The organism is Rugosibacter aromaticivorans (assembly GCF_000934545.1).
GTDB lineage: Bacteria > Pseudomonadota > Gammaproteobacteria > Burkholderiales > Rhodocyclaceae > Rugosibacter > Rugosibacter aromaticivorans.
The window spans coordinates 2,444,112-2,459,827 of record NZ_CP010554.1; the positions used below are offsets into that span (position 1 = coordinate 2,444,112).

At 53.5% G+C, this 15,716-nt stretch carries 10 protein-coding genes, 2 tRNA genes and 3 rRNA genes; all 15 read right to left on the reverse strand.

Features of this window, described 5'->3' with window-relative positions:
* The 15 genes from bamB to PG1C_RS12230 all read right to left on the reverse strand — a co-directional run bounded on the left by bamB (window position 1) and on the right by PG1C_RS12230 (window position 15,593).
* Window positions 1-1,188, reverse strand: a complete 1,188-nt coding sequence (gene bamB / locus PG1C_RS12160) for an outer membrane protein assembly factor BamB (protein ID WP_237218181.1) — start codon at window positions 1,186-1,188, stop codon at window positions 1-3.
* Window positions 1,185-1,850: a YfgM family protein gene (locus tag PG1C_RS12165; protein ID WP_202635018.1), complete on the reverse strand. Its 666-nt coding sequence runs from the start codon at window positions 1,848-1,850 to the stop codon at window positions 1,185-1,187. The genes bamB and PG1C_RS12165 overlap by 4 nt, the downstream gene beginning before the upstream one ends.
* Window positions 1,837-3,153 (reverse strand): histidine--tRNA ligase, encoded by a 1,317-nt coding sequence (gene hisS / locus PG1C_RS12170; protein WP_202635019.1) that lies wholly within the window; start codon window positions 3,151-3,153, stop codon window positions 1,837-1,839. Before hisS ends, PG1C_RS12165 begins: the two co-directional genes overlap by 14 nt.
* A gap of 9 nt (window positions 3,154-3,162) precedes the next feature.
* Complete coding sequence (gene ispG, locus PG1C_RS12175; protein WP_202635020.1) at window positions 3,163-4,401, reverse strand: flavodoxin-dependent (E)-4-hydroxy-3-methylbut-2-enyl-diphosphate synthase; 1,239 nt, start codon at window positions 4,399-4,401, stop codon at window positions 3,163-3,165.
* The gene (locus PG1C_RS12180) at window positions 4,398-5,354 is read right to left on the reverse strand and encodes a RodZ domain-containing protein (protein WP_202635021.1); all 957 of its coding nucleotides are present in this window, start codon (window positions 5,352-5,354) and stop codon (window positions 4,398-4,400) included. Before PG1C_RS12180 ends, ispG begins: the two co-directional genes overlap by 4 nt.
* Window positions 5,351-6,163, reverse strand: coding sequence for a type IV pilus biogenesis/stability protein PilW (pilW, locus tag PG1C_RS12185; protein ID WP_202635022.1), 813 nt, complete (start codon window positions 6,161-6,163; stop codon window positions 5,351-5,353). The genes PG1C_RS12180 and pilW overlap by 4 nt, the downstream gene beginning before the upstream one ends.
* On the reverse strand, window positions 6,160-7,272 hold the full coding sequence (gene rlmN, locus PG1C_RS12190) for a dual-specificity RNA methyltransferase RlmN (RefSeq protein WP_202635023.1): 1,113 nt from the start codon (window positions 7,270-7,272) through the stop codon (window positions 6,160-6,162). The genes pilW and rlmN overlap by 4 nt, the downstream gene beginning before the upstream one ends.
* Before the next feature lie 6 nt (window positions 7,273-7,278).
* Window positions 7,279-7,704: a nucleoside-diphosphate kinase gene (gene ndk / locus PG1C_RS12195; RefSeq protein WP_202635024.1), complete on the reverse strand. Its 426-nt coding sequence runs from the start codon at window positions 7,702-7,704 to the stop codon at window positions 7,279-7,281.
* 97 nt (window positions 7,705-7,801) lie between these two features.
* Window positions 7,802-8,770, reverse strand: a complete 969-nt coding sequence (tilS, locus tag PG1C_RS12200) for a tRNA lysidine(34) synthetase TilS (protein WP_202635025.1) — start codon at window positions 8,768-8,770, stop codon at window positions 7,802-7,804.
* Complete coding sequence (locus tag PG1C_RS12205; RefSeq protein ID WP_202635026.1) at window positions 8,739-9,707, reverse strand: acetyl-CoA carboxylase carboxyltransferase subunit alpha; 969 nt, start codon at window positions 9,705-9,707, stop codon at window positions 8,739-8,741. Before PG1C_RS12205 ends, tilS begins: the two co-directional genes overlap by 32 nt.
* Window positions 9,708-9,868: 161 nt before the next feature.
* A 5S ribosomal RNA gene (rrf, locus tag PG1C_RS12210) occupies window positions 9,869-9,983 on the reverse strand.
* 201 nt (window positions 9,984-10,184) lie between these two features.
* Window positions 10,185-13,242, reverse strand: a 23S ribosomal RNA gene (locus tag PG1C_RS12215).
* Window positions 13,243-13,603: 361 nt separating this feature from the next.
* Window positions 13,604-13,679: transfer RNA gene (locus PG1C_RS12220), tRNA-Ala, on the reverse strand.
* A 213-nt stretch (window positions 13,680-13,892) separates the two neighbouring features.
* Window positions 13,893-13,969 (reverse strand) — tRNA-Ile (locus PG1C_RS12225).
* Window positions 13,970-14,025: 56 nt separating this feature from the next.
* Window positions 14,026-15,593 (reverse strand): 16S ribosomal RNA (locus PG1C_RS12230).
* The 16S, 23S and 5S rRNA genes sit together here with 2 tRNA genes alongside, the layout of an rRNA operon.
* Window positions 15,594-15,716: the final 123 nt, after the last annotated feature.

Here is a 15,716-nt window from a genome sequence, read left to right on the forward strand (position 1 = left end):
TTAATGCGCCGCCATGCCATAAACGCTGCCATTGACCGTTTGCACCACAAACCCGGTTGCGGATCGCACAGGATCTGTACGAATCGCACTCCCGTCTGTTTTTGCCCGACCAACAAAGCTGCCATTATCACTACGCAACGCGTGTACTAAACCCTGACTATCGGCCACAACAACGATCTCACCCAATGCCAATGGCCGGGTAGGGCTGCGTGTCACTAGCTTGTCGAGCATCCAGACACTTGCCCCGCTTTCTTTGTCCAGCGCATGCACCACCCCTTTAGCGTCTGTGACATACAACTGTTTGCCATCCATATCAAGGCCCGCAATGGACGACATATCGCGCGACCACAAGTTATTGCCACTGCTGGCGTCAAAGCAAGCCACCCGGCCCTGATAGGCAACGGCACATACGGCATTACCTTCCATCACGGGAGCGCTCATCACATCCGTGATCCGTTCCAGCTCAGTTGCACCTTTCGGCGTAGCCACGGTGGCTTCCCATACGGCGGCGCCGTTGCTATTGGCCAGCGCCACCAGCTTGCCCCCAGGAAATCCAACATAGGTTAACTTTCCCGTATTTAGCGCACTGGCATAAGAACGCAATAACAACGCGGGAACATTTCGCTGATACATCCAGCGGCGCTTGCCATCGGCAGCCTCCAGGCCAGCCACACGCGAGTCGCCTGAGCGCACGATCACCAAGCCATCAGCCAATGAAGGCGGTGCTAACACTTCAGAGCTAACGCGTGCCTTCCAGGATTCATGGCCAGATGCCGCATCAAAAGCCAGCACTTCGCCTTTGGCAGTGCCTACGACAACTATTTTTCCATCGGTACCGACTCCCCCCGATATCGTCCGACCCGTAGCCACGCGCCACACTTGCCGGCCTTCATCAAATCGCGCCAGACTGCCATCGGCTGCAGCGGCATACACGCTCCCTGCTACCACCGCAGGAGCCAAACTATAACTGCCCGCATTGCCAATACTTGCTTGCCAAAGACTGCGCAGCTCTGTCTTGGAATCAAGTGCAGGAAGCTCATTCACTTTTATCTTAGGCGCACTGCTGCTAAAAGGATTCAGGCTATCCAGCGAAACGCAGCCGCTCAACAAAAGCGTGGCACTGAGAACCAGGAGGCCCCCAAGGCCCGCCTGCCTAAAATATCTCAGGGGTTTTATGAGCGACCTCACTGGGTAGCCTCCAGCGCATCACGTTTCGTTTGTACAAGTTCGCGATAAGCCTTATGCCGCGAAACTTCCCCGGCTTTTGCCGCCGCATCGATCTTGGCTAGCGCGTCATCGTAAGACTTGACCGCTTCAGCGGGCTTGCCTTGGGCAACATAGATATCGCCGCGAACATCCGCATAGCGGGCGGCGAAAGGCGCGGCAGGCTCAACGGCCAGTTGCTTGAGCGCTTCGTCGTAGGCTTTTTCGTCGAGCAAAACAGTTGCTAACCGCAGACGAGCCAATGCACGCAGACCAGCATCGTTTGCGTGATCAGCCGCCCAAGCCAGCTGTACGCGCGCATTTTTAAGGTCGCCCTGATCGACCTGAACTCGTGCCGCAATCAGCGCCCCCATGCCGGCATAGCTGGTGCCGGAATATTTCTCGATCAGCTCGCCGGCCAACTCTTTTACCCGTCTCGCATCTTTTTGTCCGGCGGCTTGCTGTAAGCCAGAATAAACCACTGACGCTTGCAAAGATTGCTGCTGCTGCCACCAATGCCAACCTTGCCACGCAGCTACCCCTAAGGCGAGCGCCAAGACAATACTGGTGACGCGATTACCATATTGTTGCCACCAGGTTTTCAGCTCAGCGAGTTGCTCCTGCTCTTCAAGATCATAAGTTGCCATGATTGTCTTCCGTAGAAAAAAGGACCTCACCGAGATGATCGGCGAGCTCATCAAAATTTACACGCACTTGTGAAACTGGCGGCGTGGTGGAAGCCGCAGATTCACGCAATTGTTTGACACTCACGGCATTTGCCGCCGTCTCATCATCACCGACTATTAGCGCTAGCGGCGCACCAGAAGCATCGGCCTTTTTCATTTGTGATTTAAAACTCCCCCCGCTACAATGCAGCTGAACAGCGTAGCCGCTGCTGCGCAAGTGCTCCGCGACGCGGAATGCAAATCGCCCAGCCGCTTCACCTTGATGCACCAAATAGGCATCAGGAGCCGGTGTTTCATGCCGATGCCCCTGATCCTTCCATAACACCAATAAGCGTTCAATGCCCATGGCAAAACCACAGGCAGGAGCAGGTCTGCCACCGAGTTGCTCAAGCAATCCATCGTATCGCCCACCCGCACAGACCGTGCCTTGTGCACCGAGCTGATCGGTGACCCACTCGAACACGGTGCAGTTGTAATAATCAAGCCCGCGCACCAGGCGCGGATTGATGCGGTAGGGAATGGCGACATCCTTGAGCAGTTGCTGCACGCCTTCAAAATGTTTGAGCGATTCTTCGCCGAGGTAATCGAGCAACTGTGGTGCGCCACTGACCAAATCCTGCATCGCCGGGTTTTTTGTGTCCAGAATGCGTAACGGGTTAGTGTGCAAGCGACGCTGCGCATCAGCATCCAGCAACGCCGCATGATCAGAAAAATAAGCAATCAGATCGGCACGATGGCACGCACGCTCTTCGCTCAGACCCAAGGAGTTAATTTCAAGGCGAACGCCTTGCAAGCCCAGGTCATCCCAAAGCCTTGCGCACATCGCAATGTGCTCAGCGTCAATGTCGGGACCAGAAAAACCCATGGCTTCGACACCTACTTGATGAAATTGGCGATAACGGCCTTTTTGCGGACGCTCATGCCGAAACATGGGGCCCATGTACCACAAGCGTTTGGGGCCTTCGTACAACAAGTTATGTTGTATCGCAGCCCGCACACAGGATGCAGTTCCCTCGGGGCGCAGCGTGAGTTGTTCGCCATTCAGTGCATCGGCGAATGAATACATTTCTTTTTCGACAATGTCGGTTACCTCGCCAATGGCGCGATGGAATAGACCAGTAGGTTCTACGATCGGCATGCGAATGGGCCGGTAGCCATAGGCGCGCAGCCAGTCACGTATCGTCTCTTCAAACTGCTCCCACACCTCGGCGTCCGCAGGCAATATATCGTTCATGCCACGAATGGCTTGCAGGGTCTGGCTCATCGTCTGACTTCAAATACGCGAGGGGTAGGTACGTGCCACATAATCATCAACTAACTGACGAAACTCCGCCGCGATATTTTCGCCGCGCAGAGTCACCACACGTTCGCCATCGACATACACCGGTGCCACAGGCGCTTCGCCTGTGCCAGGAAGGGAGATGCCGATATTGGCTTGTTTGCTTTCGCCCGGGCCATTGACCACACAGCCCATCACCGCGAGCGTCATGTTTTCCACGCCAATGCGTTGCACATGCCACGTCGGCATCTGCTCGCGAACATAGGCTTGAATATCTTGTGCCAGCGCTTGAAACACCGTGCTGGTAGTTCGCCCACACCCAGGGCAAGCCGCGACCAAGGGGGTAAAAGCGCGCAGACCCATCACCTGGAGAATCTCCTGGGCGACGATGACTTCGCGGGTGCGGTCACCTTGCGGTTCCGGTGTCAGTGAAATGCGCAACGTGTCGCCAATACCTTCTTGGAGTAACACGGACAATGCGGCCGTCGAAGCTACAATTCCTTTGCTGCCCATACCTGCCTCGGTCAGCCCCAAGTGTAGCGGATAGTCACAACGGCGGGCCAAGTCCCGATAAACCGCGATCAAGTCTTGCACACCAGAAACTTTGCACGAGAGAATAATATGATCGCCCGCCAGCCCCAGTGACTCCGCTTGAGCGGCTGACTCCAATGCGGATGCCACCATCGCTTCGCGCATAATTTCAACGGCGTTTTTAGGCTCAGCGCGTCGCGCATTTTCATCCATGATGCGTGCAAGCAGCGCTTGATCAAGGCTACCCCAATTCACACCAATGCGAATGGGCTTATCAAAGCGGCAGGCAATCTCAATCAGCTGAGCAAACTGCTCATCACGTTTCGCGCCTTTGCCCACATTGCCCGGATTAATACGCAACTTCGCCAGGCTTTCCGCGCATGCCGGATATTCCGTCAGCAATTTATGGCCGTTGAAATGGAAATCTCCAATCAAGGGGACATCAACATTCAGTTGGGCAAGCCGCTCGCGAATTTTCGGTACGGCCGCAGCCGCCTCCCGCGTATTCACCGTAATGCGCACCAACTCAGAGCCAGCACGCGCGAGCTGCGCCACCTGCATCGCGGTTGCAAATACATCCTCGGTATCGGTATTGGTCATCGATTGAATGACAATCGGCGCCGTACCACCAATGCCGACTTTTCCAACGTTGACACGCCGAGAGGTGCGTCGCGGAAAATGGAGTGATTGTGTCGCGCTCATTCGACAGTCAATCTCGCCACATCGGCGCGCGTAAAGGGCTGCAAATCAATACTGCGCCCACCGAAAAAAATACGGACGACAGATGCCCTACCCACCCATACCTGAAATGGTGCCTTGCCTTCGACTTTTTGGGTCACGCCCGCAGGAAACTCCCCGCTTAAAACAGTTTTCTGCGTCGCATCGCGAATCTCAATCCACGACAGGCCATCAAATGCCACGCTTAAGGCTGCTGGAGCCGGAGGCAGAACAACGGCGGCAGCAGTCGGATTGCCTGCCGCCCCGGAAGTGGTTTTTTCCGCTGCCCCGGGTAAGGTTGGCGAAGCAGCGCCCGTGACTGGCACGCCCGCCACCGCCGCCACAGAGCCAACTACTGGCGCGAGTACCGATCTCTCTGCAGAAAGACCAGCGTTAGCCACTGATTCCGCAGAAGCAGCAGGGCCATTGGTTGACAGAGTCTGACTATGCTGATCATTTTTTGGCGAATTTAGTGCTGGCGACGTTGGTTGATGCACCTGCTGTGCCACAAGGCCATAAACTGTCAGTATCAAAAGCGCAGCGATACCCACCACCATCAGATACGTGGCCACACGGCGTGATGCACCTGCTTTTTGCCTAGCCTCTCCCAGATTTTCTGGCGGGCGAACTTCCGACTTGGTTGGCGGTGCGACCAAGTCAAGAGCAACCAGAAAAGGCACGGCATCCACTTGAAGATATTTGGCATAGCTACGCACAAAACCCCGTACCGTGGTCATGCCCGGCAAGCTGTCATAGTCATCCCGTTCCAATGTTTCAACCTGCCGCCCACTGAAGCGGGTTGCCTGGGCAACAGCCTCCACCGTTAAACCGCGGCTTTCACGCTCCGCGCGCAACGCAGCGCCCGGCAACCCCCCCCCCACGGGAACACCTGCAGCGGAAGCCCCGGTCAATGACAGCTGCGGCAAATTTTCACTCACTCGTACATCCCTTGCACAAGCAGTCGCTGTTCGGGGGAGTTTGCAAAACGTTTGCGTAATTGCGCTGCTAGGCGTGCTTCCGCTTCACGATTACCTAATTTGTGCTCGATGCGCAAAGCCAGCCAAGTTAGCTCTGCATTCAGATCTTGAATCTTTTCAACTTCAGACATCCATCGCTTGGCCTCAACATACTTCCCTTGCCGATAAGATAAATTACTCAGCCAAAACATAGCCTGCGTATTATCAGGTGCAAGGCGTAACGCCTCGAGTAAATAGCCTTCGGCCGTCTTGTCATCCTTGAGCTGAATCGCACAAATACCTGCGTTGGTATTAGGCTTGGTCGGTGTGGAGTAGAGCGGGTTTCTGGCTGACGCCGCAAAATAAGCCATTGCTTGTTTTGCGCGGCCGTTCTGGCACAAAAACCAGCCAAAATTATTATTAATTTCAGGATCTCCCGGCGCCAAACGAAGTGCTTTTTCGAAACTCTCTTCCGCCATGTGCGGTTCGTTGAGCGCCATGTGGATGAGGCCAAGCAAGTTGTAAGCGGGTGCATAGGTTGAATCCGCAGAGAGCGCGATGCGCGCCTCTTCAAGCGCAACTGCGGCACGCCCATCAACCAGATAAAGCGCACCGAGCTCCGTATGTACTTTAGCGCGCTGCTGGATTTCATTTTTTGGTGCACGTTCAGACATTGCTTGTTCAGCACCCTCGCCCATGACTGCTGGGTTCGTACCCGTTGATGTGCACCCGGCGATAGCCATGATGGTGCCAAGAAGTGCGCACGACAATAGATGCTTCAGATTGCTCATTGCGTTAACTCCGTTCTTGGGAAGGCGCTCACCGCAATCGTCGCGGATCGCAGTGTTCGCTTTGATTTATCTTGTACTTTGCCGGCAAGCTGGCCACATGCCGCATCAATATCATCGCCCCTCGTTCGCCGCGTTGTCGTCACCAAGCCCCCTTCACTTAGTAGAGAAGAAAAGCGACGCACTCGGTCTGCCGATGAGCGGCGAAATCCGGAATTCGGAAATGGGTTAAAGGGGATCAGATTGAACTTGCAGGGCACATCACGCACCAAATGCAGCAAGGCACACGCATCTTCATCGCGATCATTGACGCCATCCAACATGACATATTCAAAGGTTATAAAGTCACGTGGCGCATGTTGCAAATAACGCTGGCAGGCGGCAAGCAATTCAGCTAATGGATATTTGCGATTTATGGGCACCAACTTATCACGCAGACCATCCGTTGGCGCATGCAGAGAAACCGCCAATGCGACAGGACACGCCTGGGCTAGACGATCTATCGCCGGAACAATACCCGAGGTAGAGACTGTCACCCGCCGCCGCGATAGACCGTAGGCATTGTCATCTAGCATGAGCCGCAAAGCGGGAATGAGGTTTTCAAAATTAGTTAACGGCTCACCCATTCCCATCATCACGACATTACTGATGACACGGTCCCCGGCAGGGTCACGGCCCAAGGCGCGATTAGCCTGCCATACCTGACCAATAATTTCAGCCGTCGTCAAATTTCGATTAAAACCCTGCCGCCCGGTAGAGCAAAATACACATTCAAGCGCACAACCCGCTTGCGAGGAAACGCACAACGTACCTCGCTGACCTTCCGGGATGAAAACCGTTTCCACCGCATTGCCACTACCGACATCGAACAAAAACTTGCGCGTTCCATCGTCAGATAATTGATCACTAATAATCAGCGGTGGCATTACGCTGGCATGAGCCAACAGTTTTTCACGGAGCGACTTTGCAAGATCGCTCATCTTGTTGAAGTCGCTCTCCCCAAAGCGATGCATCCAGCGCAAAACCTGACGGGCACGAAAAGGCTTCTCATCTTGCTGAGACAACCATGCCGTCATATTTTCCGCATCGAAATCGAGGAGGTTAACTACCATAGCAAATTAGCGCGAGTAGATGCTCATCGCGGGGAAGAAGTAGGCAATTTCAACAGCCGCCGTTTCAGCCGCATCCGAACCATGCACAGCGTTGGCATCGATGCTGTCAGCAAAATCTGCGCGAATGGTGCCAGGCTCTGCCTTCTTTGGATCCGTTGCGCCCATCAACTGGCGATGATTAAGCACTGCATTCTCACCTTCGAGCACTTGCACCATGACAGGGCCGGAAATCATGAAGGAAACAAGATCATTGAAAAATGGGCGCGCCTTATGCACAGCATAAAAACCTTCTGCCTCCTGACGTGAAAGGTGATGCATGCGTGAAGCAATGATTTTCAGGCCACTTTTCTCAAAGCGGGAATAAATCTCGCCAATCACATTCTTGGCTACTGCATCAGGTTTAATAATTGAAAGGGTACGCTCGACAGCCATGACATTCTCCAATGGTTGGTGGTTTATTAGCAATAACTCGTTATTTTATCGCATATTTCCCGGCATTCCCTCTGCTTACGGGTGCCTTTTGCTGTGTTTAAGTTTTCTTTTTAAAGTGAAGCTCGCCTAACGCAACCCACAGTCGATATGTCGATGTTTCAAGGCTTGGATGCCGATCATTTGCGGCTGTTCGCACTTGCCGAACAAACTCATTAAGACGTCGCTCATCTGGTAATTGGACTTTATTGCCGCTCAGTAGCGAGCGCATCAAATTTCTAGCTCGAACCTCTGTCAAATTAAGCAACAAACTCGTTTCGATCGGAAATAAAAATTGGTCTTTTTTTAAATCCAGCAACGCCAGATCATCCAGCAAAGCCTGCGCATCTGCAAATCGCCTTGCCGCAATAGACAGTTGCTCTACAGCTCTTGGGAAGCGTGCCTTGAGTAACGGCACAACCTCGTGTCGTAAATAATTGCGCGTGAAGTAGCGATCCTTGTTGCTCTCGTCCTCTACCCACCTCAATTGATGTTCTATTGCATAGGCAAGAAGGAACTCTTTCGGCAGCGTGAGAAATGGGCGAAACACGCGCCCGCGCAGCACAGGAACACCCCCAGCACCTCTAAGACCTGACCCGCGCAGCAAATTATGCAAAACGGTTTCAGCCTGGTCATTTGCATGATGCGCCATACATACCCACCCAGAGGAGTGGGCTAACACAGCATCAAGTCGCACTTTTCTTGCGGCAGCCTCAATCCCTTCGCCAAGCTCAGGTTTAACGAGAACCCTGACAACCGATAGTTCAATACCTAGCTGGGCGCATGTCAGGGTACAGTGATCAGACCACTCGTCCGCATTCTCGCTCAGTCCATGATGCACATGGACTGCGGTGAGATGCAAATCCAGCATGGGCGCAATATTCTTCAGTGCATAAAGTAAAACAGTTGAATCCAGGCCGCCGGAGTAAGCGACAGTTAATGACTGACCTCTTAGGGCATGCTGTGCGAGAATGTCAGTCAGGGTCGCCTCGACCCTCTTACTGAACTGTTTGTTCCTTGAATCGACCATAGCTCATCAGACGCTGGAAGCGCCTTTGGACAAGCTCCGGAATAGACAATCCTGACAACTGACTTAATGCATCCTGAAGGCTGTTCTTTAACGCTTGCGCGGCTTCTTGATGATCGCGATGCGCCCCACCAATTGGCTCATTAATTATTCGATCAATAAGGCCTAACGATTTCAACCGTTGTGCAGTTATCCCCATTGCGTCTGCCGCATCTCCAGCTCGATCCGCGCTTTTCCAAAGAATTGAGGCGCACCCCTCCGGAGAAATGACGGCATAGGTTGAATATTGCAACATCATCACCGTGTCTGCCACTGCAATAGCAAGGGCACCACCAGAACCACCCTCACCAATAACAGTTGCAATGATTGGTACTTTAAGCTCCGCCATTACCAAGAGATTGCGACCAATGGCTTCCGACTGCCCTCGCTCTTCAGCACTAATTCCAGGATAGGCACCCGGGGTATCAATAAATGAAAAAACAGGCAGTTGGTATTTTTCTGCCAACCGCATTAATCGCAACGCTTTACGATAGCCCTCCGGGCGAGGCATGCCAAAGTTACGAATAATTTTTTCTTTTGTATCCCTGCCCTTTTGATGGCCAATTACCACACAGGATTGACCATCAAATCGTGCCAAGCCGCCAACGATGGCAGCATCCTCTGCCGAGTTGCGGTCGCCATGTAGCTCTTCGAACTCAGTAAATATACTGCCCAGATAGTCAAGGGTGTACGGGCGATTAGGATGGCGCGCAACCATGGCGCACTGCCATGGCGTTAACTTAGCGTAAATATCCTTGGTTAGTTTCTTGCTTTTAGCTTCAATTCTTGATATCTCCTCAGAAATATCTACTGCAGAATCATCTTGAACAAAACGCAATTGCTCGATTTTCGATTCAACTTCGGCAATCGGCTGCTCGAACTCAAGGAAAGAAATTTTCATCTGGTAATTTTACCATTTTCAACAGAAAATCTCATAGGCATACATTTAACCGTAGCCCATCGACTTTCTCTTTACGTTATTTCCTCTCTCCCAAGCGCGTCTATTACCCATAAAAAAACCCCCTCAAGTTTGTAAGCTTGAGGGGGTATGTAGATGGGGGAGTCTGGCGTTGACCTACTTTCTCACACGGTGAAGTGCAATATCATTGGCGCAGAGGCGTTTCACGGTCCTGTTCGGGAAGGGAAGGGGTGGTTCCACCTCGCTATGGACACCAGACTTGAAGGGGGTGCGCCGGGAGTTGACCTAATTTTTGGCCCGGCACACATGGTTCGGAAGAAGTAAAGAAGCAAGTTTTCGTACAGTTGAACCAGTAGGGCTTTCAACTGCAGTCAGGTAAGGTTGTCATTGTAAATATTGGCTACACACCTGCGCGATTGACCGCACAGGAACTCCAGCAGTGCTGAAACTTACTGTTATAGGGTCAAGCCTCACGGGCAATTAGTACGGGTTAGCTTAACGCATTGCTGCGCTTCCACACCCCGCCTATCAACGTCCTGGTCTGGGACGACCCTTCAGGGGGATTGAATCCCCGGGATATCTTATCTTGAGGCGAGTTTCCCGCTTAGATGCTTTCAGCGGTTATCTCTTCCGAACTTAGCTACCCGGCGATGCGACTGGCGTCACAACCGGTACACCAGAGGTTCGTCCACTCCGGTCCTCTCGTACTAGGAGCAGCCCCCCTCAAATATCCAGCGCCCACGGCAGATAGGGACCAAACTGTCTCACGACGTTTTAAACCCAGCTCACGTACCACTTTAAATGGCGAACAGCCATACCCTTGGGACCGACTACAGCCCCAGGATGTGATGAGCCGACATCGAGGTGCCAAACTCCGCCGTCGATATGAACTCTTGGGCGGAATCAGCCTGTTATCCCCAGAGTACCTTTTATCCGTTGAGCGATGGCCCTTCCATACAGAACCACCGGATCACTATGACCTGCTTTCGCACCTGCTCGACTTGTGGGTCTCGCAGTCAAGCCTTCTTTTGCCATTGCACTATGCGCACGATGTCCGACCGTGCTTAGAAGACCTTCGTACTCCTCCGTTACGCTTTGGGAGGAGACCGCCCCAGTCAAACTGCCTGCCATGCACGGTCCCCGATCCGGATTCACGGACCAAGGTTAGAACCTCAACGACACCAGGGTGGTATTTCAAGGGTGGCTCCACGCGATCTGGCGACCACGTCTCACAGCCTCCCACCTATCCTACACAGGTCCCGTCAAAGTCCAATGCAAAGCTGCAGTAAAGGTTCATGGGGTCTTTCCGTCTAGCCGCGGGTAGATTGCATCTTCACAAACATTTCAACTTCGCTGAGTCTCAGGAGGAGACAGTGTGGCCATCGTTACGCCATTCGTGCAGGTCGGAACTTACCCGACAAGGAATTTCGCTACCTTAGGACCGTTATAGTTACGGCCGCCGTTTACTGGGGCTTCGATCAAGAGCTTGCACCCCATCACTTAACCTTCCAGCACCGGGCAGGCGTCACACCCTATACGTCGGCTTTCGCCTTTGCAGAGTGCTGTGTTTTTATTAAACAGTCGCAGCCACCGATTCTCTGCGGCCCCATCACGCTTCGTCCGCGAGGGACTACACGCTACCGGGGCATACCTTCTCCCGAAGTTACGGTATCAATTTGCCGAGTTCCTTCTCCTGAGTTCTCTCAAGCGCCTTGGAATTTTCATCCTGCCCACCTGTGTCGGTTTGCGGTACGGTCGTTCACAGACTGAAGCTTAGAGGCTTTTCCTGGAAGCAGGGTATCACTCACTTCAGATCCGAAGATCCTCGTCATCACGCCTCAGTTAAGCCCACCGGATTTGCCTGGCAGGCACACCTACACGCTTAAACCGGGACGTCCAACACCCGGCCGAGCTAACCTTCTCCGTCCCCCCATCGCATCTGTGACCGGTACGGGAATATTGACCCGTTTCCCATCGACTACGCCTTTCGGCCTCGCCTTAGGGGCCGACTCACCCTGCGCCGATGAACGTTGCGCAGGAAACCTTGGGCTTTCGGCGAGGGTGCTTTTCACACCCTTTATCGCTACTCATGTCAGCATTCGCACTTCTGATATCTCCAGCATCCTTTACAAGACACCTTCGCAGACCTACAGAACGCTCCCCTACCATGTGCACCTGATTCAAGCTGCCTGTCTTGAATCGCTCATCCCCTTATCACCGACCTCGATCGGTGAGGGACGCTTTAGTTCCGGCCGCGCCTGTCGGCGCTTAACCTGGCGTGCGCCAGGTTAGCCTTTACTACCGCTCAAGCGCTCCAACAAGCCGCTTGAATCAGGTGCACATCCGCAGCTTCGGTGCATGGTTTGAGCCCCGTTACATCTTCCGCGCAGGACGACTCGATCAGTGAGCTATTACGCTTTCTTTGAAGGATGGCTGCTTCTAAGCCAACTTCCTGACTGTCTATGCCTTCCCACCTCGTTTTCCACTTAACCATGACTTGGGGACCTTAGCTGGCGGTCTGGGTTGTTTCCCTCTTGACGATGGACGTTAGCACCCACCGTCTGTCTCCCATGCTCGCACTTGCCGGTATTCGGAGTTTGCTATGGCGAAGTAGATCGCAATGACCCCTCCAACCATTACAGTGCTCTACCCCCGGCAGTGATACATGAGGCGCTACCTAAATAGCTTTCGGGGAGAACCAGCTATTTCCAGATTTGTTTAGCCTTTCACCCCTACCCACAGCTCATCCCCTAATTTTTCAACATTAGTGGGTTCGGACCTCCAGTGCGTGTTACCGCACCTTCATCCTGGCCATGGGTAGATCATCTGGTTTCGGGTCTACGCCCAGCAACTCGAGTTTTCACTCTTACGCCCTTATCAGACTCGCTTTCGCTACGCCTCCCCTATGCGGTTAAGCTGGCTACTGAACGTAAGTCGCTGACCCATTATACAAAAGGTACGCAGTCACGGAACAAGTCCGCTCCCACTGTTTGTATGCATGCGGTTTCAGGATCTATTTCACTCCCCTCCCGGGGTTCTTTTCGCCTTTCCCTCACGGTACTGGTTCACTATCGGTCGATTACGAGTATTTAGCCTTGGAGGATGGTCCCCCCATCTTCAGACAGGATTTCACGTGTCCCGCCCTACTTGTCGCAAGCCTAGTCTCGCGCGCTGGTTTTCGCGTACGGGGCTATCACCCACTATGGCCAATCTTTCCAGACTGTTCCACTAACCAGTGCGTTATCTCTTGCAGGCTCCTCCCCGTTCGCTCGCCACTACTTGGGGAATCTCGGTTGATTTCTGTTCCTCCGGCTACTTAGATGTTTCAGTTCGCCAGGTTCGCCGCCTACAGCCTATGTATTCAGCTGTGGCTACTCCTTGCAGAGTGGGTTTCCCCATTCGGATATCTCCGGATCAAAGCTTGTTTGCCAGCTCCCCGAAGCTTTTCGCAGGCTACCACGTCCTTCATCGCCTGTAATCGCCAAGGCATCCACCACATGCACTTAGTCACTTGACCCTATAACGTTAAGCTCCATTATTCCGGAATCCATTCACTATAGGTGTAACCAATAGGCTTCTTTTTTCCATTCCCAACGCCGGTTCAAAGAATCGGGAACAGAACGATGCAAAAATACAGTCACAACCCATGTGCCATCCCTTCCAGAATGACACATCCATTTACTTTTACTTCTTCCGAATTTTTAAAGATCGAACAACCGCTTACTCACATAATGAGCAATGGCTGAGGGCTAACGCTTTAACCTTCACTCATTGCACATCATCTAACAGACAGAGGCAGTCATCGCCGCAGGCCGCCTCCACTCGTTCCCCTAGTGCTGCCGACTGCGGTGCTGCCGACTAACGCCAAACACCAGCGATGGTGGAGGATGACGGGATCGAACCGACGACCCCCTGCTTGCAAAGCAGGTGCTCTCCCAGCTGAGCTAATCCCCCTTTTTGCGGCGTATTACTGCGTTGCTCGGTCGCTTGCATAGCGCTGCTATGCGGCGCTCCCTCGCGCCTTGTACTACTTGCAAAAAGCCATCGCCCCGTTGCGGCTACATTGGTCTGCGAGAATCAAGCGAGTCAAGGCGGAGGGCCCCGCCGCCGACTTTTCGCAGGCAAGCCATGCGACAACGCCGCCATGCGCCGGTTATCGCAGACCCATGGTGGGTCTGGTTGGGCTCGAACCAACGACCCCCGCCTTATCAAGACGGTGCTCTAACCCGCTGAGCTACAGACCCGCTGTCTGGCTTAAACAACCGATAGGTTGTAGGTGCTCACCCAGCCTTTGCTCTAGAAAGGAGGTGATCCAGCCGCAGGTTCCCCTACGGCTACCTTGTTACGACTTCACCCCAGTCATGAACCCCACCGTGGTAAGCGCCCTCCGCACGCCAACTTACGCCGGTGCGCGGTTAGACTACCTACTTCTGGTGGAACCCACTCCCATGGTGTGACGGGCGGTGTGTACAAGACCCGGGAACGTATTCACCGTGACATGCTGATCCACGATTACTAGCGATTCCGACTTCACGCAGTCGAGTTGCAGACTGCGATCCGGACTACGATCGGCTTTGTGAGATTAGCTCCCCCTCGCGGGTTGGCAACCCTCTGTACCGACCATTGTATGACGTGTGAAGCCCTACCCATAAGGGCCATGAGGACTTGACGTCATCCCCACCTTCCTCCGGTTTGTCACCGGCAGTCTCATTAGAGTGCCCAACTCAATGATGGCAACTAATGATAAGGGTTGCGCTCGTTGCGGGACTTAACCCAACATCTCACGACACGAGCTGACGACAGCCATGCAGCACCTGTGTTCCGGCTCTCTTTCGAGCACTCCCAAATCTCTTCGGGATTCCGGACATGTCAAGGGTAGGTAAGGTTTTTCGCGTTGCATCGAATTAATCCACATCATCCACCGCTTGTGCGGGTCCCCGTCAATTCCTTTGAGTTTTAATCTTGCGACCGTACTCCCCAGGCGGCCAACTTCACGCGTTAGCTACGGTACTAAGGAAGTCTCCTCCCCCAACACCTAGTTGGCATCGTTTAGGGCGTGGACTACCAGGGTATCTAATCCTGTTTGCTCCCCACGCTTTCGTGCATGAGCGTCAGTGTTAACCCAGGGGGCTGCCTTCGCCATCGGTGTTCCTCCACATCTCTACGCATTTCACTGCTACACGTGGAATTCCACCCCCCTCTGCTACACTCTAGCCACACAGTCACAAACGCCGTTCCCAGGTTGAGCCCGGGGATTTCACATCTGTCTTATGTCGCCGCCTGCGCACGCTTTACGCCCAGTAATTCCGATTAACGCTCGCACCCTACGTATTACCGCGGCTGCTGGCACGTAGTTAGCCGGTGCTTCTTCTGCAGGTACCGTCATTAGCAGGCCGTATTAAGACCCACCGTTTCGTTCCTGCTGAAAGAGCTTTACAACCCGAAGGCCTTCTTCACTCACGCGGAATGGCTGGATCAGGCTTGCGCCCATTGTCCAAAATTCCCCACTGCTGCCTCCCGTAGGAGTCTGGACCGTGTCTCAGTTCCAGTGTGGCGGGTCGTCCTCTCAGACCCGCTACGGATCGTCGCCTTGGTAGGCCTTTACCCCACCAACTAGCTAATCCGATATCGGCCGCTCCCATCGCGCGAGGCCCAGGTTACCCCAGGTCCCCCGCTTTCACCCTCGGGTCGTATGCGGTATTAGCTCTCCTTTCGGAGAGTTATCCCCCACGACGGGGTACGTTCCGATACATTACTCACCCGTTCGCCACTCGCCACCAGGAGCAAGCTCCCGTGCTGCCGTTCGACTTGCATGTGTAAAGCATTCCGCCAGCGTTCAATCTGAGCCAGGATCAAACTCTTCAGTTTAATCTTGCTTGTTGTCTTACTTACTTAGCGCTCTCAAACGAATCTGCGAGAATCAGCGTTGCATTTGATTGCAGCTGATTCCTTGTTTCTTCGTGTAAGTGCTTGCTTTATTACTTTCAGCTT

Excerpts from the sequence above, each read along its gene's own strand:
- ndk (WP_202635024.1), bottom strand. The coding sequence starts at position 7,704 with ATGGCTGTCGAGCGTACCCTTTCAATTATTAAACCTGATGCAGTAGCC.
- ispG (WP_202635020.1), bottom strand. The coding sequence starts at position 4,401 with ATGAGCGCGACACAATCACTCCATTTTCCGCGACGCACCTCTCGGCGT.
- PG1C_RS12165 (WP_202635018.1), bottom strand. The coding sequence starts at position 1,850 with ATGGCAACTTATGATCTTGAAGAGCAGGAGCAACTCGCTGAGCTGAAA.
- hisS (WP_202635019.1), bottom strand. The coding sequence starts at position 3,153 with ATGAGCCAGACCCTGCAAGCCATTCGTGGCATGAACGATATATTGCCT.
- tilS (WP_202635025.1), bottom strand. The coding sequence starts at position 8,770 with ATGGTCGATTCAAGGAACAAACAGTTCAGTAAGAGGGTCGAGGCGACC.
- rlmN (WP_202635023.1), bottom strand. The coding sequence starts at position 7,272 with ATGGTAGTTAACCTCCTCGATTTCGATGCGGAAAATATGACGGCATGG.
- PG1C_RS12205 (WP_202635026.1), bottom strand. The coding sequence starts at position 9,707 with ATGAAAATTTCTTTCCTTGAGTTCGAGCAGCCGATTGCCGAAGTTGAA.
- pilW (WP_202635022.1), bottom strand. The coding sequence starts at position 6,163 with ATGAGCAATCTGAAGCATCTATTGTCGTGCGCACTTCTTGGCACCATC.